Origin of the sequence: Rhizobium sp. BK312 (assembly GCF_014193605.1) — a bacterium.
Classification (GTDB): domain Bacteria; phylum Pseudomonadota; class Alphaproteobacteria; order Rhizobiales; family Rhizobiaceae; genus Rhizobium.
The window spans coordinates 437,347-459,978 of sequence record NZ_JACHZP010000004.1 but is presented as its reverse complement, the minus strand read 5'-3'; the positions used below and the strand labels follow the sequence as shown (position 1 = coordinate 459,978).

Here is a 22,632-nt window from a genome sequence, read left to right as displayed (position 1 = left end):
AAATGCCGCAGCTCAGTCGAGACCACCCTAATCCTCCCTGAACGCCCGCCGGATCTGGTCGGTCATCGGCTTTGTCAGATAGGCAAGAACGCTTCTCTCACCCGTCTGCAGAAAGGCTTCCGCCGGCATGCCCGGCAATGGCGTCAAGGCTCCGAGCCTTTCCCATTCAGGCTTTGCCACCTTGACCCGCACGACATAGTAGCTTTGTCCCGAACGCTGATCCGTCGTCAGATCCGCCGAGATCGTATCCACATGCCCGTTCAGCTCCGGGGTGATCCGCTGATTGAAGGCGGGAAAGCGCAGGGATACCGCCTGGCCTACGGTAATCTGGTCGATATCCTGCGGCGCAAGTTTAAGCTCCGCCACCAGCGCATCCTTATCGGGGACTATCTGCAGGATCGCTTCTGCAGGCGAGATGACGGCCCCTGCAGCATGGATGCTTAGCTGGTCGATGATGCCAGCCTGAGGCGCCTTGATGTCGATCCGCTTCAAGTCATCTTCAGCCGCAACCAGACGCTCGGAAAACTGGCCGCTATCGCTCTCGGCCTGACGCAATTGCTCGGACACTTCCGAACTGCGGTCTGCATCGATCTGCAGGATCTGTAGTTCGGTTTCCGCAATCTTGCCTTTGGTCTGGGCGATGGACGAGACGAGGTTTCCGAGATCGCCGTTCAGCGAAGCGCTTTCCCGCTGCAGGGAGTAGACCTTTGTCGCCGAGATGATGCCCTGGTTGAGCAGGCCTTCGAGACTTCCGAGCTCCTTCGCAATGAGCGCGATTTCCCGCCGCTTGCCCTCTTCCTGTGCTATGAGCCCTTCGATCTCCCGGTTAAGCTGTTGAATGCGCTCATGCAGCTGCGATTTCTGCCCTTCGCGCGATGCCTGCCGATCGAAAAAGAGCCGCCGCTCGCCGGCCAGAATGGCCGCGACATCCGCGTTTCCGGCAGATGAAAGGAGATCTGCTGGAAAGGCGATCTCCTGTTTGCCGTCGCGCTCCGCCGTTAGACGCGCCGTGCGGGCCGAAAGCTCGTTGAGCCGCTTGCGGATGATGGAAAGATTGGCTCGGGTCTGGGTGTCGTCCAGCCGGACGAGCACCTGGCCCGCGGCGACATGCTCGCCGTTCTTCACGAGGATTGCGCGGACAATGCCGCCCTTCAGATGCTTTATCGGCTTTACATAGCTGTCGACGACAAGCGTGCCGGACGCGATCACCGCGCCGGCGATCTTGGTGGCGGCGGCAAGGCCGCCCATGACACCAAACAATAGAAGGATGACCGCTACCACCAGCAGTGACAGGCGGCGGATCATACGTTCGTTCGATGACGAGGCCTTGCCGATCATCCGTGCGTCTCCCCACCGGCTATGGCCAGATGCGTTGTTCCGAGCTGCTTTGGCGATGGACCAAGGATATCCTTCTTTGGCCCGAATGCCTGAACCTGACCGCCGGCAATGATCAACACCGTATCGGCAGCGGCGAGAGCGCTTGGCCTGTGGGCAATGACGATTGCAATGCCGCCTCTTTCCTTCACAACTGCAAGCGCCGCCGTCAGTGCAGCCTCGCCTTCCGCATCCAGATTGGAATTCGGCTCGTCGAGAACCACTAGAAATGGATCGCCGTAAAGCGCTCTCGCCAAGGCGATACGCTGCCTTTGCCCCGCCGAAAGGCGCGATCCGCCTTCGCCGATCTTCGTATCGAAGCCGTCCGCGAGCTTGACGATCATGTCGTAGACACCGGCCGCCTTCGCCGCCGCGATGATCGGCTCCGTCGGCATGTCCTCGGCAAAACGCGAAATATTCTCGGCGATCGTGCCATCGAAGAGGTCTACATCCTGCGGCAGATAGCCGATATGCTGCCCAAGCTCGTCGGTATCCCATTGCGAAAGTGCGGCACGATCGAGCCGCACGGAGCCGATTGCAACCGGCCACAAGCCAGCAATCGCACGTGCCAGCGAAGACTTGCCCGATGCGCTCGGGCCGATGACGCCCAGTATGGTTCCCGCCGATATCTTGAACGAGACATTGCGCAGGATAAAATCGCGGCTGCCGGGCGACGTCACGGTGATATTCTCGACGCTGAGCTCCCGTGACGGCGCGGGCAAGGCGAAGGCCTGCGGCGCGGGCGGCGCGGCGTCGAGGAGTGCGGCAAGCCGCGTCCAGCCCTGGCGTGCAGCCACAAAGCCCTTCCATTGGCCGATCGCAAGCTCGACGGGCGCCAGCGCCCGCGTCACCAGGATCGAACTCGCAATGATGATGCCTCCCGTTGCTTCCTGGCGAATGACGAGGATCGCGCCGACGGCAAGGACACCGGATTGCAGCATCATTCGCGCGATCTTTGCGGTGATGGTCAGCGCGCCGACGCGGGTGCTCGCTATCGCCTGGTGCGTGAGGTAATCCTCATTCATGGCGACCCATTTATCGGTGAGGCGGCCGGAAAACCCCATGGCAATGGCAGCCTCCCAGTTGCGCCGCGCGGCCTGGGCGAAGCCGAGACGCGCCGCGGAAGACCTGGCCGCCTCCAGGGCCGGTCGACGCGACAGCATTTCGGCAGCCACTGTAATGCCGACGAGCAACAAGGCACCGCAAAGAGCGGTGAAACCGATCCAGAAGTGGAACAGAAAGCAAAGGAGCAGATAGAACGGCACCCAGGGCAGGTCGAACAGCGCCGTCGAACCGCTGCCGGAAAGAAAGGAACGGATCTGCTCGAGATCACGCACCGATTGCAGGCCGTCGTCCGACGTTTGTTTTTTGCTCGGCAGGAACAGAAGCGCGCCGAAAACCTTCCTGTTCAAGCGTTCGTCGAGCGACATGCCGATGCGCACAAGCAGCATGGAGCGCAGGAATTCGATTACGCCCTGAAACAGGTAGAGGGTCACGACGATGATGACGAGACCGGACAATGTCGGTAAGCTATGGCTCGGAATGACCCGATCATAAACCTGCAGCATGAAAAAGGAGCCGGTTAGCGCCAGCACATTGATGGCAGCGCTCGCCAGAGCGATGCCGATGAAAGCCTTGCGAAGCGCCGACAACATCAGCACAGCGAATGTCTGCGGCGGGTCTTTCGGGACGGCAAGCACCTTGCGTCGATCCTCAACATTGGCCGTCGCGTGCGGCAGGGCTTCTAATCAAGTTCATGACGCCGCCTCCCGTTCGGCACCATAAACCTATGAGGCGATCGTCAACGGCATCAGCCGCCACTCTCGCTTCGTACCTAACCTTCGGTGATCCCATATAATTTAGGAAGTCGAAATCTGCTCGAAATGCAGTTTCGGTGAACCCAATCTTAGCATAGGACACCCTGTCCATTTGCGGGACAATTGCGCCATGAAATGGGGCAGTCGCCGGTTCCGGCAAGATGCCTTGAGCTCACATCGGCCGAAGCGGGCGACATCCCGCCGCCCGCGTGCCCGCATTCAGTCGAATTTCTCCGTCGTATCGGCCTTGCCCTTGACCCAATAGCCGGATGCCTTGATCCAGCTCAGTGGATAGCCGCGCTCTTCGACGAGATGGGAGCGCAAGGCCCGCGTGACGGAGGCTTCGGCGGCGATCCAGACGAAAGTACCCGGGGCCACATCGATCGACTGAAGTATCTTCAGAAGCGAGGACGGATCCGCTGCCTCCGAGAAAGGCCGATATGCCCAGCGCATATCCAGCTGCGCATCGGTCTGAAATGCTTGATGTTCGCGCGCATCGGCAACCGCGACGATCGCCGTTATACGCGCACCAGCTCGCGCCTCTTCAATCCGGCGGCCGATGGCCGGCAGCGCCGTCTCGTCGCCGATCAGCAGCCAATTCTCGATATCCGCGGACACGACGGCCGAGCCGCGAGGGCCGCCGATCTCCAGCCTGTCGCCGACGCGAGCGTCGAGCGCCCATTGCGTGGCGGGGCCTGCCTCGTGGACGGCAAAATCGAGGACGAGCGTTCGCGCCTCGGTGTCGTATTGGCGAGGCGTATAGTCACGCCGCTCCATTTCCGCGCTGGCACCCGGCACCATCACCTTGATATGATCGTCGGGCGCAAGGCTGACGAAATCGGCGAGATCTTCGCCGGCCAGCAGGATGCGCAGCATGCCGGGAGTGATCCTGTCGATGGCCGTTACCGTCAGGGAGCGCCGCTTCAGTTCATGGCGCACGCGCTCGATCTTTGGGGCGGAGATGGCCGTGTTGGAATTATGCGGGGTATCCATGGGTGTCCTTTCGAGGCACTTCGATCTCGATCCGCAGGACATAGCCGCGCAGACCGAAGCCGCAGAGCCGTTCGATCATACGCGTTGAGTGACGTTAACGCTTACGTGGCCGAGCGATCCGGCCAGTGTGCACGTCCTCTATAGAAGAGGACGTCTTCTTGCGCAACGAAAAGATGATAATTAGAGACAAGTTTTTTTGCATCAACCGCCCAGGCGGACGCCAGCTCTGCCGAGCAGGTCGGCACGACTTTTCAGAGCCGTGCCGACCTGATTGATCACTGCAGCGCCTTCTCCATCAGTCGCGCCAGGCGCTCGGCAAAAGCGCGCGGATCTGCCGGCTTGTCGCCATCGAGGACACGGGCCTGATCGAGCAGCAGGAAGGCCGCATCGTCGCGCAGGGACGGCGCATCCGCCTTGGCGGCAATCGCCTTGACGACCGGATGATCCATGTTGATTTCAAGGATCGGCTTGGCGCCGGACTGCAGGCGGCCAGCCCCCTGCAAGATTTTTTCCAGCTGGCGGTCATAACCCTGCTCGGACGCGACGAGGCAGACGGCGCTTTCGATCAGGCGATCGGATGCGCGGACATCCGATACTTCATCGGCAAGCTTCTGCTTGGCATAGTCGAGGAAAGCCTGGACTTCGGCGGGTGCGCTTTCGCTTTCCGGCTTATCCTCATCATCCTGTTTCTTGAACTGAGCGAGATCGGCAGAGCCTTGCGTGATCGACTTGAAGCTTTTGCCCTCGAATTCCGGGGCATTGGTCACCCAAAAGCTATCGACGGAATCGGTGAGCAACAGAACTTCGATGCCGCGGGCACGGAAGCCTTCGAGCTGCGGCGAAGCTTTCAGCTGCTCCAGGCTGCCACCGACGAGATAGTAGATCGACTGCTGACCTTCCTTGGCATCCCTAATGTAGTCGGCAAGCGAGCGATAGCCGTCGCCCGAGGTCGTGGTGCGGAAGCGCGAAACCGCCAGAAGCTGTGAGCGACGCTCGAAGTCCTCGTAGATGCCTTCCTTGATAAGACTGCCGAAATTCTCCCAGATCTTCAGGAAGGCGTCGTGATCGCTCTCCGCCTGCTTCTCGATCGCCGTAATGATGCGGTTGGTGACACCCTTGCGGATCGCCGTCAGGATCGGGCTTTCCTGAATCATCTCACGCGAGACGTTGAGCGGCAGGTCCGACGTGTCGACGAGACCGCGCACGAAGCGTAGATAGCGCGGCAGCAATTCGGCTTCATCGGTGATAAAGACGCGTTTCACATAAAGCTTCATGCGCCCCTTGCGATCCGGATCGAAGAGATCGAAGGGCTGCGAGCCGGGCACGAAGGCAAGCGCCGAATATTCATGGCGGCCCTCGGCGCGGAAATGCACGGTCAGTGCCGGCTCGTCATACTGGCCGGAAACGCCGCGATAAAAATCGGTATATTCCTCGGTCGTGATGTCGTTCTTCGACTTGGTCCATAGCGCTGTACCGTCGGTGAGCTGCGTTGCCTCCTCGCCGGGCTTCTCGGCTATCTTGATCGGCACCGGCACATGGCCGGATTGCTCCTTGACGATGCGCTCAACGGTCCAGCGCGATGCATAGCTCTTGGCATCCTCCATCAGATGCAGCGTGATGCGGGTGCCGCGCGCGGGAGCCTCGTTCACCTCGACGGGCGCAACGCTATAGCCGCCCTTGCCGTCGGAAGACCAGAGCCAGGCATCTTCAGCACCGGCGCGGCGTGAGATAACGTCAACGCGATCGGCAACCATGAAGCAGGAATAGAAGCCGACGCCGAACTGGCCGATGAGTTGCGCGCCCTCGCCTTGCTTGTTGGCCTCGATGCGCTCCATGAAGGCGCGCGTGCCGGAGCGGGCGATCGTGCCGAGCGCCTCGATCATCTCGTCGCGGCTCATGCCGATGCCGTTATCTTCCACGATGAGCTTGCCGCCGTCGGCGTCGAGCGTCAGCAGGATACGGCTGTCGGGATCGTTAGCAAGCAGGCCGGGTTGCGCAATCGCCTCATAGCGCAGCTTCTCGCAGGCATCGGCCGCGTTCGAGATCAGCTCGCGCAGGAAGACATCCTTGTCCGAATAAACCGAGTGAACCATCATATGCAGAAGGCGGGCAACGTCGGCCTCGAAGACGTGGCTCTCGGCGGTCATCTCTGCGGTGGTGGTTGTCATATGCGTCTAGTCTCCTGGGAATGTTGAAAGTCGCGCCGAACAGGTGGCGGAAGACGAGGGAAATTTCAAGCTTGGGCGGCCAATAAGGTTGGCCTTCGGCCGCGATAGAAGGTGCCGCTCCGGCTTTCCAGCCATCATGAAACGCGCGGGTAGAATATCGGAGACCTACCGGCACAAAGCCCGAAGCTTGACTTTATGAGATCAATATGAGAACATAAAGTGAACATATGGAGATATCCATGACCAAAGCCGAGCAAGTCATCGAACGTGCAATGACCTTTGTCGCTGTCTCGAAGGCCCTTCGGGAGCGCGAACAGGAACGGCGCGCCACATGGACGCGCCGTGTCGAAATCAGCCGGCCGCTACCGCCCTTGCCGCGCGCCGTTCAGCTTTCGTTGAAACTCGACAGCTGAAATGGTTGGGGGTGGTAACAGCACCCGGCAGGCTGTGAAGCGCCCGCCTTTCGGCGGGCGCATGATCTTCTTATTGCTTAGGCCTTGAAGAAGGCGAGCAGGTCCGCGTTGATCACGTCCGCATGCGTCGTGGCCATGCCGTGCGGGAGGCCCTTGTAGACCTTGAGCGTGCCGTTCTTCAGCAGCTTCGAGGACAGAAGGGCCGAGTCCGCGATCGGCACGATCTGGTCGTCGTCGCCATGCATGACGAGCGTCGGCACTTCGATCTTCTTCAAGTCTTCGGTGAAGTCCGTTTCAGAGAAAGCCTTGATGCAATCATAATGGGCCTTTGTGCCGCCCATCATGCCCTGCCGCCACCAATTGTCGATGACGCCCTGCGAAACAGCGGCACCGGGACGATTGAAGCCATAGAACGGACCTGAAGGAATATCACGGAAGAATTGAGCGCGGTTGGCCGCAAGTGCTGCACGGAAGCCATCAAAGACTTCGAGCGGCAGGCCGCCCGGGTTCTTGTCGGACTTGACCATGATCGGCGGTACGGCGCCGATCAGCACGGCCTTCGAGACGCGACCATGGCCGCCGTACTGGGCGACATAGCGCGCAACTTCGCCGCCGCCTGTCGAATGGCCGACATGGATGGCGCCCTTGAGATCAAGATGCTCGGCCAGAGCCGCCACATCGGCGGCATAGGTATCCATTTCATTTCCGGTCGCCGTCTGGCTGGAGCGGCCGTGGCCGCGACGGTCGTGGGCGATGACGCGGTAGCCCTGGTGAAGGAAGAATAGCATCTGGGCGTCCCAATCGTCTGAGCTCAGGGGCCATCCGTGATGGAAGACGATCGGCTGGCCTGTTCCCCAGTCCTTGTAAAAGATCTGCGTGCCGTCCTTGGTGGTGATCGTGCTGCTGCTCATTGTGTCCTTACCTTTCGAAGTTGGCTGCTTTGTAGAGGCTTGTGCAGGTTGAGCGAAGGGGGCGACGGCTGCAGCGGCGGCAAGGCCGAGCCCGGCTGTCATAACGCCCCGACGAGTAGCTTGAGGGATCGACTGGCTCATTTCAATCTCCACTTAAATTTATCGTGCGACTTATTATCGCGACATCTATGTGATTAGCGCATTTCGATTTTCATGTCCACACAAAATTATCTAGCGATTATTTATTGCGATAACCAATTGAAAGGCAATTATTTAATTTCGTGGACTTGCGAAGTCACATCGGTCTCTTGAACGAAAGTTTCGAAATCAGGCGCTGCTTAACTGTTAATAATTGCACGATAATTATTGCATGGGCTTATCGACAAAATGCGCGATCGCGAATTGCGCGACGCGTTCGTTCGACTTCCTCGCATCGTCGAGCCAGAACGGGAAAATCTGCCATTGATGGATCATCCCTGGCCAGACTTCCAAGCTCACATTGCCGCCTGCCTGGCGTACCTTATCTGCGAACCGCGAGGTGTCATCGAGCAGTGCCTCACGCGCGCCGACCTGGATCAACAGTGGGGGAAACCCCGAGACATTGCCATAGAACGGCGACATGTCGGGATCGACTGCTGGACGATCACGCGCGAACGCATCGTGGATGAGGGTGAGCTCGGCCTTGTTCATGAAAGGGTCACTGGCAGCGTTGGCGGCCAGGGACTCCCCCGTTGCGGCGAAGTCGGTGACCGGGCTCATCGCGACCACAGCAGCGGGAAGCGGACCACTCAGCCTAAGCTGGTTCAAAACGACTTCGATGGCCAGAGTTGCACCAACCGACTCGCCGGCGATAACGATGTTGCCGGCCCTGTATCCCGATGTCAGAAGCCAGCGATAAGCCGCAATGGCATCATCTCTTTGCGCGGGGAAGCGATTTTCGGGCGCGAGGCGATAGTCGACCAACAGCACATCGGCCGAGGCCGCCTTGGCGAGCGAACCCGCTATGTTGGCGTGCGTCCGAAGCGAGCCGCTATAGAAACCGCCGCCATGCAGATAAAGAATGGCGCGTCGGCCGATTGGATGATGCAACCGAGCCGGCCAGATGAGATCACCATCCACACCGTTCGCGTCGACACGCCGTATCTGGACACGCGCCGGGCCTGGCGTCGACGCCATGAGCTTCTCGAAAGCGGAGCGGCGCTGCAACAGATCGGCTCCGGACACCGCACCGCTATCGCGCAAAGTGCCGATCAGCTTCTCGATCTGCTCGCTTGAAGCCTTTGTCTGCGGGGCGATCTCGGAGGTTTCGGCGGCTGTAGCTTGCGATATCGACTCAAGCCCTGCGCTTGTCAGAACGGCCATTGCCATGACGAAGCAGGATATGCAGCGCAATGATCGGAACTCGTTCATCAAATAAGCCTTTTCCCCGCAAGGCCATGGACGCCATCGTGATGCCACGGTCGCAGAAAAGCTATTTGTGTCAAGTATGGTGGGCGAGATGAGACAGGAATTCCATTCATCCGCCTGCCTATCATTCATCGCCTCGACATGATCAACCGATGATCGCTTCCCTATCGGTGCTCCGTTTCATTGAGATGACAGTGCCGGTGGACAAGTCCTTTTCATTCAGCCCCATGTCTGGCCGCCGCGAGGCGAGCGATGATCGCCTGCCGTGCCATTCTCGAGCCCGAAAGGCGTTGCCTGGTTCTAGCCAACACCTCAACGCTGGCCTTCTCGGGCAATCCGGAATGAAATGGCGGCTCGGGCGCGTATTCCAGCGACAACTGGATCGCTTCGGCTTCCTCTCGACCGCGCAAGGCGGCAACGATCGTCAGTCCGGAATCGATACCGGCCGTAACACCGCCCGCGGTGAAGAGATCGCCATCCCGTACGACGCGCCCCGGCGAGGCAACGGCTCCGAAATTCTCGAGGAAATCAAGCGCATTCCAATGGGTCGTGGCCTTCTTGCCCTTGAGCAGGCCGGCCGCTCCAAGGACGAGAGAACCGGTGCATACCGATGTCACGAAGCGGGCTTGGGCCGCCTGTTCCCGGACGAAGTTCAGGACGGCCGTATCCTCCAGCAATGCATTGACGCCGACGCCGCCGGGCACGCAGATGACGTCAAGCGGCGGGCATTCGGCAAACGTCGTTGTTGGCTGCAACACCAGCTTCGTTGCCGACACGATGGGCGACGTGTCCTTCCACAAGAGATGCACCTCCGCATCATCCATCGAGGCGAATACCTCGTAGGGTGCGGTCAGGTCGAGTTGCTGGACGCCTGGAAACGCAAGCAGGCCGAAGCGGATGGTCATGACATGTCTCCGATGATTGACTTTTCCAAGCCTATGCGACAATGCTCTGGCACATTTGCCAAACCACCGTCATTTTTTGCCAATCATGCGCCGCATCGAAATTCTTGCCTTCGACAACGCCCAACTGCTTGACATCACGGGTCCGCTGCAGGTTTTCACCAGCGCCAACGAGGCGGCGCGTGAGCTCGATCAGCCGAAACCCTACGAAGCCATCGTTGTCGCGGAAAACCCACAGACCCGAACCAGCTCTGGTCTCGCGCTGATGACCGCCCCACTCGGCAGTAGCGATATTCCGCTCGACACCTTGATCATCGCTGGCGGCTGGGGCGTCAATAAAGCCTGTGAGAACCTCGGCCTGGTCGAATGGGTGCGCCGGCGAGCCGCGAATGCTCGTCGGATAGCCTCCGTCTGCAGCGGCGCCTTTCTGCTTGCGAAAGCCGGTCTTCTGGATGGGCGGCGGGCAGCGACCCATTGGAATCGTTGCGAAGAATTTGCCAAGCGCTTTCCGCAAGTGAAGCTCGAGCCCGATCCGATCTTCGTCCAGGACGGGCAGATCTGGAGTTCCGCCGGCGTGACTGCCGGGATCGATCTTTCGCTTGCTTTGGTCGAGGCCGATCTTGGTCGCTCGTTGGCACTTTCCGTGGCTCGCGAACTCGTCGTCTTCCTCAAGCGTCCGGGGGGCCAAGCGCAGTTCAGCGCGGCGCTGAGGCTTCAGGAAAGCGGCCAACGCTTCGATCGTCTGCATGGCTGGATCATGGACAATCTGCGCGCCGATCTTTCCCTGCCGGCGCTCGCCGAGCAGGCAAATATGAGCGCACGCAGCTTCTCGCGTCATTATCTGAAAGCGACCGGGCGGACACCTGCACGCGCGGTGGAGGAAATCCGCATCGAAGCGGCCCGCCGCCTTCTGGAAGAAGGCCTGAGCGTGCATCAGGCACGCATGCGCTGCGGCTTCGCTTCGGAAGAAACCATGCGGCGCAATTTCATGCGGAAATTCGGGACGACGCCGCAGGCATTTCGCGATCATTTTGGATGAGGCCTGACTGCGTCGGCAAACATTTGTCCCGCACCTCAGCCAAGTGGGCTTTTCTGCACAAATATGGTCGCTGCACCCTTTCGCAGACATTCAGAGTCGTCATAGGCTGCCGCAACTGGAATCCACATAAGGCTCAAGCAAGATGGCAATGCACCGTTTCGTTCCCAACACCTATCACAATGTCATCGGCTCGCTGCCACCGGCCTTGCATGTTGCCGATGGCGATACGGTCGTTACCGAAACGCTCGATGCCGCCGGCTACGACAAAAACGAAATTCGCCAGATATCCGGCCCCAATCCAATGAACGGCCCGATCTTCGTCGAAGGCGCAGAACCGGGAGATTCTCTCAAGGTCGAGATTCTCGCAATGGTGCCGACGCGCGATACGGGCTTTACCCGCAGCGTGGTCGCCGCCAATGTTATCGATCCACAGGATATCCGCGCGCTGCCGGCAGGCGAGAAGGCGATCTGGCAGATCGACCGCCAGAATCTTACGGCGCGACTGGCCGAACCGGTCGCGGGTCTCGAGACACTTAGCCTGCCGCTCGCTCCGATGATCGGCTGCTTCGGGGTCGCGCCGTCTCTCGGTCAGGCCATATCGACCGCCACAAGTGGCGAGTTCGGCGGCAACATGGATTATCGCCTGCTCGGGCCTGGCACGACCATCTGGTTTCCGGTCGCGGCGCCGGGCGCGCTTTTCTTCCTCGGCGATTGCCATGCGGTGCAAGGGGACGGCGAGATCGTTGGCACCGGCATTGAGACCACATTCGAGGTGACGGTGCGCCTGAGCGTGGAAAAGAAGAAGACAATCACCTGGCCGCGCGGCGAGACGGCAGAGGATATTTTCACCATAGGCAATGCCCGGCCGCTCGATCAGGCCCTGCAACACGCCACCAGCGAAATGCTGCGCTGGCTCGGCTCAGATTACGGTCTCGACAAAACTGCGGCCAGCCACCTGCTCGGTCAGGTCGTGCGCTACGATGTCGGCAACGTCTTCGACCCCGCCTACACCATGGCCTGCCGGGTCTCGAAATCCTGGCTGAAACGCCGATAAAATATCAGCTCGCATCCTGGGAAAGGTCGCGCCGCTGGCGCGACACATTGCTTTCCTGCCGCTCCCGCGCCATGCGGCTGACGGCGGCACGCAGCTGTGGATGCCGCGACATGAACAGATTGAAGTCGCGGCGGTCCAGCACGAAGAGCTGACAGAAATCGACGGCGACGACATCGGCCGTGCGGCGCGCGCCCGTCAACAGCGCCATTTCGCCGAAAAAGGCCCCGGCGCCGAGCCGGATCTCGTCATCCTCCAGCTGTACCTCAACAGCGCCCGAAGCGATGAAGAACATGCTGTCGCCGCGATCGCCGGTTCGGATCACCCGGTCGCCGGGCGACGCCGATCTCGGGCGGAAGAGCAGCAGCAGCTCCTCATGCTCGTTATCATCAAGTTCGGCAAACATCGGGAAAGTTTCGATGAGCTGCTCGATCTCGAGATGATGCTGACGATCCCTTTCCTCGCGCTGCTTGTTGATGACGGCCAACTGGCGGCGAAGAGCCTCCTGCTTGGCCATGCCATATTTGTTCGCCAGGAAGGGCCAGCGCGCAAAAGCCCAGTTTTCCAGCTTTTCCGTGGCGTAGAAAGCCAGCGGATTGAGCGTGATCGACAGGATCGCACCGGCAAGGATGAGATCCTGTCCTTCCCGCGTCAGCAGCCCGAGCGAGACGCCGAGCCCGGCCAGAATGAAGGAGAACTCACCGATCTGCGCAAGTCCGGCGGCAACTGCAAAGCCGATGCTGGCGGGATAGCGCAGCAGCAGCACGACACAGAAAGCGATCAACGCCTTGCCGAGCATGATCAGAGCAAGCACGCCGATAATCATCAGCGGTTCGCGGATCAAAACCGACGGATCGAAGAGCATGCCGACGGACACGAAGAACAGCACCGAAAAGGCATTCTGCAATGGCAGGGAGTCGGCCGCCGCCCTGTGGCTGAGATGCGATTCACTCATCACGAGGCCGGCAAAGAAGGCGCCGAGCGCAAAGGATACGCCGAAGATTTCTGCTGCACCGAAGGCGATGCCGAGCGCAATTGCCAGCACCGACAGCGTGAAAAGTTCGCGCGAACCCGTGCGCGCAACCGAGGTCAGGAGCCATGGCACCACACGCGGGCCAATGAAGATCGCGACAGCCGCGAAGGCTGCGACCTTGAGCAGCGTCATGCCGATCGTCAGCCAGATCGAACCGGAAGCGGCATGGCCGCCGGCATCCGCATGACCGCCCAGAACGCCGGCAAAGGCTGGCAAAAGCACGAGCGCAAGCACCATGGCCAGATCTTCGACAATCAGCCAGCCGACGGCGACACGGCCATTGGTCGAACTCACGAGATTGCGCTCTTCCAGCGCCTTCAGCAGCACGACCGTACTGGCAACGGCAAGACTGAGGCCAAAGACCACGCCGGCGCCGACGCTCCAGCCCCATAGCGACGTCAAACCCACACCCAGCAGCGTCGCAATCGCAATCTGGCCGATGGCTCCGGGAATGGCGACGCCACGTACCGCCAGCAAATCAGCGGCCGAGAAATGCAGGCCGACGCCGAACATCAGCAGGATGACACCAATCTCGGCCAATTGCGATGCGAGGGAAACATCGGCGACGAAACCAGGGGTTGACGAACCTATGATGACGCCAGCCACCAGATAACCGACCAGCGGCGGCAGATGCAGCCTGTCGGCCAGATAGCCGAAAATGGCCGCGAATACGAAGCCCGCGGCAATCAATGCGATCAGTGCAACGTCGTGCGGCACGGCTGTCCTTCCCGTTTCACGGCGTTAAAGCCTGTTTCCCTCTTTGAAAGGCTACCTAGCATCGCTTTTGCCGGGCCGTCTACGGGAGATATGAAACCTAAGGAAAAACATCGCCTTGCCGATGCGTGAAGCCCGCAAAGGACTTGAGGCAAGGCGATGTGACAGCGAAATCCTATTGGTCGAGGACGATCTGCAGTTTGACGTCGGTCGGACGGGCTTCGACAGCGCGATCGAAAGCCTTAATCGAGTCCTCGAAGTCAAATGTCTCGGATATCAAGGGCTTCAGATCGACTCGACCGGAGGCGATCAACGCGATCGAACGCTCATACTGATGCGCATAACGGAAGACCGTTTCGATGCGGATCTCCTTGGTCGATGCCGTCGAGACGTCGAAGCCGACCGGATTGACCGGCAGGCCGACGGCAACGATGACACCGCCGGGGCGCGGCAGCGCCATCACCGTTTCCCACGCCTTCGGCGAGCCCGAGCATTCGAAGATGACATCCGCACCCCAGCCATCGGTCAAGCGATCGACCTCTTCGACGAGATTCTTCTCGCGAATATTGACCGGAATGACGCCCTGATACTGCGCGGCGATATCGAGTTTCGGCTGGGCGAGATCGGCAACGATCGCCCGCGCGCAGCCGCCGGCAAGGGCTGCAACCGCAACCATGATACCGATCGGGCCGGCGCCGAGTACGACGGCGGTGTCGCCAGGCGTGATGCGCGCCTTGGTGGCTGCCTGCATGCCGACGGCGAAGGGCTCGACCATCGCCCCTTCCGCAAAGCTGACATTATCGGGTAGTTTGAAGGTGTAGTTGGCCGGGTGCACGACGAAGGGTGTCAGCACGCCATGGATCGGCGGCGTCGCCCAGAAGGTGACGGCGGGATCGACATTGTACATGCCGAGACGGCTGGCTTTGGAATTGGCATCGGGAATGCCGGGCTCCATGCAGACACGGTCGCCGATCTTCAGATGCGTCACGCCTGCGCCGACTTCCACCACCGTTCCCGCCGCTTCGTGACCAAGAACCATCGGCTCGTTGACGATGAAGGGCCCGATTTTTCCGTGGGTGTAATAGTGCACATCCGATCCGCAGACGCCGACAGTGTGGATCTTGATTTTCACCTGGCCAGGCCCGACCTGCTGCGGCAGATCGATATCGCGGATCGCCAGCTCATGCTGACGTTCCAAAACCAGGGCGCGCATCTTGCTCATTTGCCTTTTCCTCTTCCAAAGCAACCAATGTCCCGCTGACACGGGGCACGAAATCCTTGTTCGTTATATCGTCTGAGCCAGCATCATAAAACGCTCTTTAGGCTCTTGCAGATGAAGTTCGACGGCTCTCTTCGGCCATCAAAGTATGCCTCATCCTCAACATATTAGAGAATACTTATTATTTAGCTCGCTATTGCCGATATTGACTGGCGTTCCATTTCTTGTCTTTCTAATCACTAATGAGAAGGAGGGGCTCATTATGGCAGTATATGATTGGACCGGTCAGCGCGCCCGCCGGAGGAAGATGATGCGCGCGGCAAGCGTCGCAATGCTTCTGATCATCCTGATGGCGATTCCAGCAATATTGCTGCATTATAATCTCATCCAATTCCCATACTAACCACTTCGAATATTGACATCGCTACGCCGCCTTCCTTGCGTTCTGCTTTGGCTTGCGCGAAACGTTGTCACCTGCCTTGCGGTCAAGCGGCAAACAATCCAGCACGGCTAGAAGCGCGATGATGCCGAGCAGCACGAAGGCCAGACGGAACTCGATGGCGACGACACCATCGACCCCCAATGGCGCACTGATTGCCTGGCCGATACGTATGCCGATAGCGCCAACCGCGATGCCCATGCCCATCGTCAGCTGAAAGACTGTACTGAACAGCGTGTTGGCACCCGTCATCTGCCCCGGTGGGATATCGGCAAAAGCGATCGTGTTGAGTGCCGTAAAGTGCATCGACCGGCACATGCCGCCGATGAACAGCACCGGCACGACGAACCAGAGCGGCGTATCGGGCGAAAACAGCGCGCAGGCGGCGATGAAGATGGCATTCAGAAGACCATTGACGATCAGCACCGGCTTGAAGCCGAAGCGGCGCAGAATGGGCGTCGTTGCCGGCTTCATCGCCAAATTGCCGGCAAAGACGGCAAGCGTCAGCATGCCCGCATGGAAAGCGCTCAGCCCGAAACCAACCTGGAACATCAAAGGCAGCAGAAAGGGAACGGCGCCTATTGCCGTGCGGAACAACGATCCGCCTGAGATGGTGATGGCGAACGTCGGCAGCTTCAGCCCGGAGAGATCGATGAGCGGATGCTCCGTGCGGAGAAAATGGAAAACGGCGATGGCCAGCAGGACAAAGCCGACGATCACGTAGGTCCAGGCTTCCAGCCAGACCGGATCTGGGCGACCGATCAGTTCCAGCCCATACATCAGGCTCGCAAGCCCGATGCCGCTAACGATGAAGCCGATCCAATCAAACGGTGGGCGCGCCGTGCTTTTCGTTTCCGGAATGAGCATGAGCGCGAAGATGAAAGCCAATATGCCGAGCGGCAGGTTGAGGAAGAAGATCCAACGCCAGCTTGCATGATCGGTGATGAAGCCGCCGAGCGGCGGCCCGAGGATCGGCGCCACCAACGCCGGCCAGGTGATCGTCGCAATGGCCGAGATCAGCTTGTCCTTCGGCGTATTGTTCAAGACGACAAGACGGCCTACCGGCACCATCATCGCGCCGCCGATGCCCTGCAGGATGCGCATGGCAACAAAAGAACCGACGCCATTGGCAAAACCGCAGAGGACGGAGGCGAGCGTGAAAATGACGACGGCTGTCGTGAACACCAGACGCGCGCCGAAGCGATCACTGATCCAGCCGCTGATCGGAATGAAGACGCCAAGCGTCAGCAGATAGGCGCTCATGCCGATATTGAGATCGACAGGGCGGGCGCCGAAGGAAATGGCCATCTGCGGCAATGCGGTCGCGATGACAGTACCGTCGAGATTCTCCATGAAGAAGGCGCCAGCCACGAGCAGTGCTATCAACAGCGAACGCGAGCCCGCCTCCCGCACCTCCTCCCTGTGCCCAGGTGTGGACATATCATTCATGGATCAGCAACTCCGAATCCGCCTCGCATCCCGCCTGCATTTAACCGGTTCGGGAACGTTTACGATAGCCGAAATCGTCCCATCAATCGATTGAGCGATCACGTTTCGCTTAGCGAATGGTACGCAATTTGATCTCCACGCCGATACCGTTGCCGACCCAAACAGGCCCGAGGCTAACCTGTTCAAATCGGTGAACAGATCAGTCAATTCGTTGCCAGTAGGCATGTATATGGAAGACATGCTAGGGTTTTCATCGGAAAATGCCGCGGGAAGTACAATGGGATCGATACCACAACACTATGGAGCAGCCCCAAGCCGGCCGAGATGCTGGCAAGGAGCCTCCGCATCGACATAGGCTGACGATTGTTCTTACCAACGGCGCATCAATAAGGAACGAGAGCCCCGCATAATGAAACATGGCCAGGACGCAATGACCTCCAGGGCTACCCCGGAATCGAAACTGATCGTAACGCAGTCGCCCTTCGATGCCTTTGTGCGAAAATACGGTACGATCCCGCGGCGCGGCGTCTTCGGCTATTTCGTCCACGAACTCGGTCGCCGCATCGTCGGCGGAGACTATCCGGTCGGCACGACACTGCCGAATGAGCCAGATCTCGTCGAACAATTCGGTATCAGCCGCACGGTCATCCGCGAAGCGATGAAATGCCTGGCCGGCAAGGGATTGGTCGAGATCAAGACCCGCGTCGGCACGCGCGTCAAGGAACGCTCCAACTGGCATCATCTCGATACGGATGTCATGGTCTGGTATTACGAGACCGGCCCATCAGTCGAAATCATGCGATCGATCAAGGACTTGCGATTGGCGCTCGAACCGGAGGCGACGGCGCGCGCAGCACTCCGCCGCACCGAAAGCGACATTGCAGCCATCAAATCTGCTTACGAAGAGATGGCGTCCACCATCGGCGACGTCAACAGCAATGCCGATGCCGACCTGCGCTTCCATACGGCGATCTTCGCCGCTACGCACAATATGATCTATTCGCAGCTGATTGATCTGATCGCGGTCGGGATCTACGCCAACCGCACGCTTTCGGGCCATGAGGACATAGCCGAAGGACAAAAGCGCGCCCTGCCCCTCCACAAGGCGATCCTCGACGCCATTCTCGCACAGGATACGGGCGCCGCAATCAAGGCATCGCGAAACCTGCTGGAAGCCTGGCTCGCGCGCGACTACGGCTTCTGACAGATCACACCCTGCCCCCGGTGCCCTGTCTTCCCGCTAATGGTCATGGCTTCCGGTGCATCCGCCTTGGGCGCCGACGACCCGCGACCGGCATCTCGCGTAATCGGGATCTCCGCACGATTATTCAGGCCCTTGTGGGATCGATGTTCGACGGCGGGCATGACATTTCGCCTGCAGCGCCGTATGAGCGCAGTTTGTCGGTGATGACACTTCGGCATTTCCTCGACCAACCGCAGGCTCAAAGGGAACCCAAATACAGCCAGACCGAACGAGCAATGATCTGCGGTGGAAAGCGGTGGTTCTTGTAGCTGGCGCAAGAGGCGGTAATTCCTGCAACTATCTCGCCAACCGAAAGCTACTTGACGGGAGCTTTGACATTGTAAGAGTTTACGAACGCAACTTCCCGGTCAACAATGTACCCGCAGAAAGATGATGCCGATGTCTGGGCACGGGACGCCGCCAGCATTGCCGTCCATAATTTCCTGATTGGTCCCAACCCCTATTGAGGTTCCCATGCGCATCGCCGTCGGAGGCATTCACATCGAATGCAGCACCTACAATCCCGTCCTGAACGAAGAGAAGGATTTTCGCGTTTTACGCGGCCCAGAGCTGACTGCCTCGCCCTACTTCGCCTTCCTTAGGGATTATGACGGCGAGTTCCTGCCAACCATTCATGCCAGAGCGATCGCCGGCGGTCCGGTCGCCCGTCATACATACGAAGCCTTCAAGACAGAGTTTCTGGAAGGATTGAAATCATTACTGCCGCTCGATGGGCTTTATCTCGCCATGCATGGCGCGATGTATGTCGAAGGCATGGAAGACGCCGAAGGCGACTGGATCAGTGCGGCTCGCGCCATCGTCGGCGACGATTGCATGGTCTCGGCAAGCTACGACCTGCACGGCAATGTCACCCAGCGCATCATCGATGCGCTCGATATGTACTCCACCTATCGCACCGCGCCGCATATTGATGTCGGGGAAACCATGCGCCGCGCCGTCAAGATGCTGACGGAAAGCCTGAAGACCGGTGTAAAACCCATCCTGCTCTGGGCGCCGATCCCCGTGGTACTGCCGGGCGAACGCACCAGCACCGTCGATGAACCGGCCAAGAGCCTTTACGATATGCTGCCCGGAATCGATGCCATCGACGGCGTCTGGGATGCATCGCTCATGGTCGGTTACGTCTGGGCGGACGAACCGCGCGCAACGGCCGCCGCCATCATGACCGGCACGGATCGCGCCGTGCTCGAACGCGAAGCGAAACGACTGGCGCAGGCCTATTGGGATGTGCGAAAGGATTTCGTTTTCGGCTCGGAGACCGGCTCGCTCGAAGAATGTGTCGCCAAGGCAATCGCCAGCACGACTGCGCCCGTGGTTCTGGCGGAATCCGGCGATAATCCAACGGGTGGCGGCGTCGGTGATCGCGCCGACGTGCTGGCGGAACTGATTGCCAAGGGAGCACAAGGCGTCATCTTTGCCGGCATCGCTGACAGGGCCGCGACGGAAGCCTGCTATGCCGCAGGCCTCGGCGCCACTCTCAGTCTTTCCGTCGGCGCATCGCTCGACACCAAGGGCAGTAAGCCGGTGACGGGCAGCTTCATCGTCAAGTATCTGCTGGAGACTAAAGAAGCGACCGACAGGCAGGCCGTGGTTTCCATCGGCGGCATCGACCTTGTGCTGTCGGCCACGCGCCGCCCCTATCATAATATCGCCGATTTCACCCGCCTCGGCCTCGCTCCGCACAAAGCGAAGATCATTGTCGTCAAATCCGGCTACCTTTCGCCTGAGCTGGCGCCGATCGCCAACCCGAACCTGATGGCTCTGTCCCCCGGTGTCGTCGATCAATTTGTCGAACGCTTGCCGCGGCTGCGCAAGACGAAGCTAACCTATCCCTTCGACAAGGATTTCGACTTTACGCCTGAGACAGCGATTTCCGCGCGCGCCGTCGGCCGCTGAAGCTCAAGTCAAAGAACCGCAATAGCGGCTATCGTCAATTGGCCATATCAAGAAGACGGCTCGTTTCTATGGGTCGCCTTTTCCCTATCACGCACAAAGATTGTGCATTACCGAAATTGCACAAAAAAGCGCTTGACGAGGCGAACGAGTTCAATTTCTATCGAACCAATTTCAAATTGGTTCACCTCTCAATATGGCAATCGACAGCCTTCCGGAAAATTCGGTCCATGCCCTGGAAAGGCTCCGTGGGCTTTTGAATTCGGCAGATCTCCCGGCTGACGGAAAGCTGCCGACGGAGCGGGCTCTTTCGGAAAACCTCGGCGTCAGCCGGCGTGCGATCCGGCGAGCACTCGAGGTGCTGGAAGCGGAAGGCCGCGTCTGGCGCCGGCAGGGCTCGGGAACCTATGTCGGGCAGCGCCCGGCCGATTGGAGCCAGCATGTCAGCACGCTGGTGGCCGGCACGGATCTCATGGAGGTCATGGAAGTTCGGCTGCGCATCGAGCCGCAATTGGCTCAGCTCGCCGCCATGCGCGCCAAACCCGACGACATCGACCGTATGTACGAACTGGCGAAGAAGATCACCGCCAGCGACGATGCCGACAGCCGAGAGCTTTGGGATGGCGCATTGCACCGGCTGATTGCACAAAGCGCCGGCAACCAGTTCTTCCTCACCATTTTCGACGTCATCAATCATGTCCGTCAGGATGAAGCCTGGCAAACCATTCGCGAATTGGCCCGCAGCATCAACAAGACCCGCCCGGTCTCCTATGCCCAGCATATGACGATCATCGATGCGATTGCGGCACGCAATCCGATGAAGGCGGGCGAAGCCATGCGCGAACATTTGCTGATGCTGCAGGAAAGCCTGATCCGCATCACCTCGCTGGATGCACGCCAAGCCGAGGAACCGCTGACTGAGGAGGTGGTCTGACCAAAAGTCCCGCCACGCTCGACCACGACCGGAGAGGAAACCGGTCGGGACCGCAAAGAACGAAAACGATAAACAGGAGAACAGAATGAAGATCGCCAAATTCCTGGCAACGCTTGCCGCCGGCGCCCTGATCGCGCTGCCGTCCCTAGCCGTCGAACTCAAGATCGGCCTGCAGGACGATGCCGACGCGCTGGACCCTGCGCAATCGCGCACCTTCGTCGGCCGCATCGTCTATACCGCACTTTGCGACAAGCTCGTCGATGTAACACCGGACCTGCAGTTCGTGCCGCAGCTTGCCACATCCTGGAAATGGTCCGCCGACGGCAAGCAGCTCGTCATGGAGCTGCGCCAGGGCGTGAAATTCCAGGACGGGACGCCGTTCAATGCGCAAGCCGTCGTCGACAACATCCAGCGCTATCAGACCATGCCGGAATCACGCCGCAAGAGCGAGCTTTCTTCCGTCGCCAAGGTCGAAGCAACAGGCGAGTACGAAGCCACCTTCACCCTGAAGGCGCCTGACGTCACGCTGCTTGCCCAGCTTTCCGACCGCTCAGGCATGATGGTCTCGCCAACAGCGGCAAAGGTTGCCGGTGCGAAATTCGGCGATCATCCCGTTTGCTCCGGTCCGTTCAAATTCGTCGAGCGCGTGCAGCAGGACCGCATCGTGCTCGAAAAATTCCAGGATTACTGGAACAAGGACAAGATCTTCATCGACAAGGTGACCTACCTGCCGATCCCGGACACGACCGTTCGCCTCGCTAACCTGCGCTCTGGCGATCTCGATATGATCGAGCGCGTGGCGGCATCCGATGTCGGTACGGTCAAAGGCGACCCCAATCTCGTCTATGCCGATGCGATCGGCACCGGCTGGCTTGGCGTCTACGCCAATGTCGGCAATGGTGCGCGCGCCGACAATCCGATGGGCAAGGACAAGCGCCTGCGCCAGGCTTTCTCGCTGGCGATCGACCGCGAAGCCGCCATGCAGATCGTCTTCGACGGCACCGGACTTGCCGGCAATCAGCCGTTTGCACCTAACAGCCCATGGTACGATAAGGATATTCCGGTGCCTGCCCGCGACGTCGACAAGGCCAAGGCGCTGGTGAAAGAAGCCGGCCTCGATCGCATTCCGGTCGAACTTGCCGTCGCCAACAATCCGGTTTCGATGCAGATGATGCAGATCGTCCAGTCGATGGTTGCCGAAGCCGGCTTCGACGTGACGCTGAAGACGACCGAATTCGCAACCCTGCTCGACGCGCAGTCGAGCGGCAACTACCAGCTGAGCCGCTCCGACTGGTCCGGCCGCTCCGATCCGGACGGCAACATCCAGCAGTTCGTGACGACCGGTGCCGGCCTCAACGATTCCAAATACAGCAATCCTGAAGTCGACAAGCTGCTGCTGGAGGCACGTCAGTCGCAGGACAATGCCGTGCGCAAGCAGAAATACGATGCGGCCGAGGCGATCCTCAGCCAGGATCTGCCGATCATCTTCCTTGGGCACCAGGCCTGGATCTGGGCCTACAACAAAAAGGTATCCGGCTTCGTGCCCTCGCCTGACGGCATGATCCGTCTCGTGGGCGTAAAGAAGAGTGGCTGAGCCAACAACGCCATGCGG

The 22,632-nt window shown here is 59.7% G+C and carries 17 protein-coding genes and 2 pseudogenes; 7 read left to right on the top strand and 12 right to left on the bottom strand.

The features are described 5' to 3' along the window. Positions 1-27: 27 nt before the first annotated feature. From FHT85_RS14390 to htpG, 4 genes are all read right to left on the bottom strand, one after another. The gene (locus FHT85_RS14390) at positions 28-1,338 is read right to left on the bottom strand and encodes an HlyD family type I secretion periplasmic adaptor subunit (protein ID WP_112410846.1); all 1,311 of its coding nucleotides are present in this window, start codon (positions 1,336-1,338) and stop codon (positions 28-30) included. Beyond that, a complete protein-coding gene (locus tag FHT85_RS14385) occupies positions 1,335-3,074 on the bottom strand; it encodes a type I secretion system permease/ATPase (protein ID WP_112410845.1) in 1,740 nt (579 codons plus the stop codon). Before FHT85_RS14385 ends, FHT85_RS14390 begins: the two co-directional genes overlap by 4 nt. 336 nt (positions 3,075-3,410) lie before the next feature. Continuing rightward, positions 3,411-4,184, bottom strand: a complete 774-nt coding sequence (locus FHT85_RS14380) for a siderophore-interacting protein (protein ID WP_112410844.1) — start codon at positions 4,182-4,184, stop codon at positions 3,411-3,413. A 275-nt stretch (positions 4,185-4,459) separates the two neighbouring features. Next, positions 4,460-6,352 (bottom strand): molecular chaperone HtpG, encoded by a 1,893-nt coding sequence (gene htpG / locus FHT85_RS14375; protein WP_112410843.1) that lies wholly within the window; start codon positions 6,350-6,352, stop codon positions 4,460-4,462. 239 nt (positions 6,353-6,591) lie between these two features. Between htpG and FHT85_RS14370 the strand changes: the two genes are divergently transcribed. Continuing rightward, positions 6,592-6,765 carry a hypothetical protein gene (locus tag FHT85_RS14370; RefSeq protein ID WP_015342656.1) on the top strand — a complete coding sequence of 58 codons (174 nt, stop codon included), beginning with the start codon at positions 6,592-6,594 and terminating at the stop codon, positions 6,763-6,765. Positions 6,766-6,842: 77 nt separating this feature from the next. On the opposite strand, the gene FHT85_RS14365 is transcribed toward FHT85_RS14370, so the two are convergent. The 3 genes from FHT85_RS14365 to FHT85_RS14355 all read right to left on the bottom strand — a co-directional run bounded on the left by FHT85_RS14365 (position 6,843) and on the right by FHT85_RS14355 (position 9,988). Beyond that, positions 6,843-7,676, bottom strand: coding sequence for an alpha/beta fold hydrolase (locus FHT85_RS14365; RefSeq protein ID WP_112336919.1), 834 nt, complete (start codon positions 7,674-7,676; stop codon positions 6,843-6,845). 363 nt (positions 7,677-8,039) lie between these two features. Continuing rightward, positions 8,040-9,038, bottom strand: coding sequence for an alpha/beta hydrolase (locus FHT85_RS14360; protein WP_112410900.1), 999 nt, complete (start codon positions 9,036-9,038; stop codon positions 8,040-8,042). Between the two features lie 260 nt (positions 9,039-9,298). Then, positions 9,299-9,988 carry a DJ-1/PfpI family protein gene (locus tag FHT85_RS14355; protein WP_112410842.1) on the bottom strand — a complete coding sequence of 230 codons (690 nt, stop codon included), beginning with the start codon at positions 9,986-9,988 and terminating at the stop codon, positions 9,299-9,301. A gap of 85 nt (positions 9,989-10,073) precedes the next feature. On the opposite strand from FHT85_RS14355, the gene FHT85_RS14350 reads away from it, so the two are divergent. Both FHT85_RS14350 and FHT85_RS14345 read left to right on the top strand, forming a co-directional pair. Beyond that, complete coding sequence (locus tag FHT85_RS14350; RefSeq protein ID WP_112410841.1) at positions 10,074-11,024, top strand: GlxA family transcriptional regulator; 951 nt, start codon at positions 10,074-10,076, stop codon at positions 11,022-11,024. Between the two features lie 142 nt (positions 11,025-11,166). Continuing rightward, a complete protein-coding gene (locus FHT85_RS14345; protein WP_112410840.1) occupies positions 11,167-12,078 on the top strand; it encodes an acetamidase/formamidase family protein in 912 nt (303 codons plus the stop codon). Positions 12,079-12,082: 4 nt separating this feature from the next. On the opposite strand, the gene FHT85_RS14340 is transcribed toward FHT85_RS14345, so the two are convergent. The 3 genes from FHT85_RS14340 to FHT85_RS14330 all read right to left on the bottom strand — a co-directional run bounded on the left by FHT85_RS14340 (position 12,083) and on the right by FHT85_RS14330 (position 16,929). Continuing rightward, positions 12,083-13,825: a cation:proton antiporter gene (locus FHT85_RS14340; RefSeq protein WP_112603396.1), complete on the bottom strand. Its 1,743-nt coding sequence runs from the start codon at positions 13,823-13,825 to the stop codon at positions 12,083-12,085. A gap of 172 nt (positions 13,826-13,997) precedes the next feature. Beyond that, positions 13,998-15,044, bottom strand: a complete 1,047-nt coding sequence (locus tag FHT85_RS14335) for an NAD(P)-dependent alcohol dehydrogenase (RefSeq protein WP_112410838.1) — start codon at positions 15,042-15,044, stop codon at positions 13,998-14,000. A gap of 421 nt (positions 15,045-15,465) precedes the next feature. Next, positions 15,466-16,929: a DHA2 family efflux MFS transporter permease subunit gene (locus FHT85_RS14330; protein ID WP_210207998.1), complete on the bottom strand. Its 1,464-nt coding sequence runs from the start codon at positions 16,927-16,929 to the stop codon at positions 15,466-15,468. Between the two features lie 430 nt (positions 16,930-17,359). Here FHT85_RS14330 and FHT85_RS14325 point away from each other — a divergent pair, with 430 nt between their 5' ends. After that, a complete protein-coding gene (locus tag FHT85_RS14325; RefSeq protein WP_246779988.1) occupies positions 17,360-18,133 on the top strand; it encodes a FadR/GntR family transcriptional regulator in 774 nt (257 codons plus the stop codon). A gap of 110 nt (positions 18,134-18,243) precedes the next feature. On the opposite strand, the pseudogene FHT85_RS30360 reads toward FHT85_RS14325, so the two are convergent. Both FHT85_RS30360 and FHT85_RS30550 read right to left on the bottom strand, forming a co-directional pair. Continuing rightward, a pseudogene (locus FHT85_RS30360) lies at positions 18,244-18,347 on the bottom strand (IS6 family transposase); the annotation flags it as partial. Between the two features lies 1 nt (position 18,348). Continuing rightward, a pseudogene (locus tag FHT85_RS30550) lies at positions 18,349-18,461 on the bottom strand (IS6 family transposase); the annotation flags it as partial. A gap of 185 nt (positions 18,462-18,646) precedes the next feature. On the opposite strand from FHT85_RS30550, the gene FHT85_RS14315 reads away from it, so the two are divergent. The 3 genes from FHT85_RS14315 to FHT85_RS14305 all read left to right on the top strand — a co-directional run bounded on the left by FHT85_RS14315 (position 18,647) and on the right by FHT85_RS14305 (position 22,614). Beyond that, positions 18,647-20,089 (top strand): M81 family metallopeptidase, encoded by a 1,443-nt coding sequence (locus tag FHT85_RS14315; protein WP_112410836.1) that lies wholly within the window; start codon positions 18,647-18,649, stop codon positions 20,087-20,089. Positions 20,090-20,282: 193 nt separating this feature from the next. Beyond that, positions 20,283-21,020, top strand: coding sequence for a FadR/GntR family transcriptional regulator (locus tag FHT85_RS14310; RefSeq protein WP_112410835.1), 738 nt, complete (start codon positions 20,283-20,285; stop codon positions 21,018-21,020). 85 nt (positions 21,021-21,105) lie between these two features. Further along, positions 21,106-22,614 carry an ABC transporter substrate-binding protein gene (locus tag FHT85_RS14305; RefSeq protein ID WP_112400857.1) on the top strand — a complete coding sequence of 503 codons (1,509 nt, stop codon included), beginning with the start codon at positions 21,106-21,108 and terminating at the stop codon, positions 22,612-22,614. The last annotated feature ends 18 nt before the right edge of the window (positions 22,615-22,632 follow it).

Bases quoted from the DNA above. Each gene is read 5' to 3' on its own strand.
- FHT85_RS14390 (WP_112410846.1), bottom strand. From the start codon at position 1,338: ATGATCGGCAAGGCCTCGTCATCGAACGAACGTATGATCCGCCGCCTG.
- FHT85_RS14380 (WP_112410844.1), bottom strand. From the start codon at position 4,184: ATGGATACCCCGCATAATTCCAACACGGCCATCTCCGCCCCAAAGATC.
- htpG (WP_112410843.1), bottom strand. From the start codon at position 6,352: ATGACAACCACCACCGCAGAGATGACCGCCGAGAGCCACGTCTTCGAG.
- FHT85_RS14370 (WP_015342656.1), top strand. From the start codon at position 6,592: ATGACCAAAGCCGAGCAAGTCATCGAACGTGCAATGACCTTTGTCGCT.
- FHT85_RS14365 (WP_112336919.1), bottom strand. From the start codon at position 7,676: ATGAGCAGCAGCACGATCACCACCAAGGACGGCACGCAGATCTTTTAC.
- FHT85_RS14360 (WP_112410900.1), bottom strand. From the start codon at position 9,038: ATGGCCGTTCTGACAAGCGCAGGGCTTGAGTCGATATCGCAAGCTACA.
- FHT85_RS14355 (WP_112410842.1), bottom strand. From the start codon at position 9,988: ATGACCATCCGCTTCGGCCTGCTTGCGTTTCCAGGCGTCCAGCAACTC.
- FHT85_RS14350 (WP_112410841.1), top strand. From the start codon at position 10,074: ATGCGCCGCATCGAAATTCTTGCCTTCGACAACGCCCAACTGCTTGAC.
- FHT85_RS14345 (WP_112410840.1), top strand. From the start codon at position 11,167: ATGGCAATGCACCGTTTCGTTCCCAACACCTATCACAATGTCATCGGC.
- FHT85_RS14335 (WP_112410838.1), bottom strand. From the start codon at position 15,044: ATGAGCAAGATGCGCGCCCTGGTTTTGGAACGTCAGCATGAGCTGGCG.
- FHT85_RS14330 (WP_210207998.1), bottom strand. From the start codon at position 16,929: ATGAATGATATGTCCACACCTGGGCACAGGGAGGAGGTGCGGGAGGCG.
- FHT85_RS14325 (WP_246779988.1), top strand. From the start codon at position 17,360: ATGACCTCCAGGGCTACCCCGGAATCGAAACTGATCGTAACGCAGTCG.
- FHT85_RS14315 (WP_112410836.1), top strand. From the start codon at position 18,647: ATGCGCATCGCCGTCGGAGGCATTCACATCGAATGCAGCACCTACAAT.
- FHT85_RS14310 (WP_112410835.1), top strand. From the start codon at position 20,283: ATGGCAATCGACAGCCTTCCGGAAAATTCGGTCCATGCCCTGGAAAGG.
- FHT85_RS14305 (WP_112400857.1), top strand. From the start codon at position 21,106: ATGAAGATCGCCAAATTCCTGGCAACGCTTGCCGCCGGCGCCCTGATC.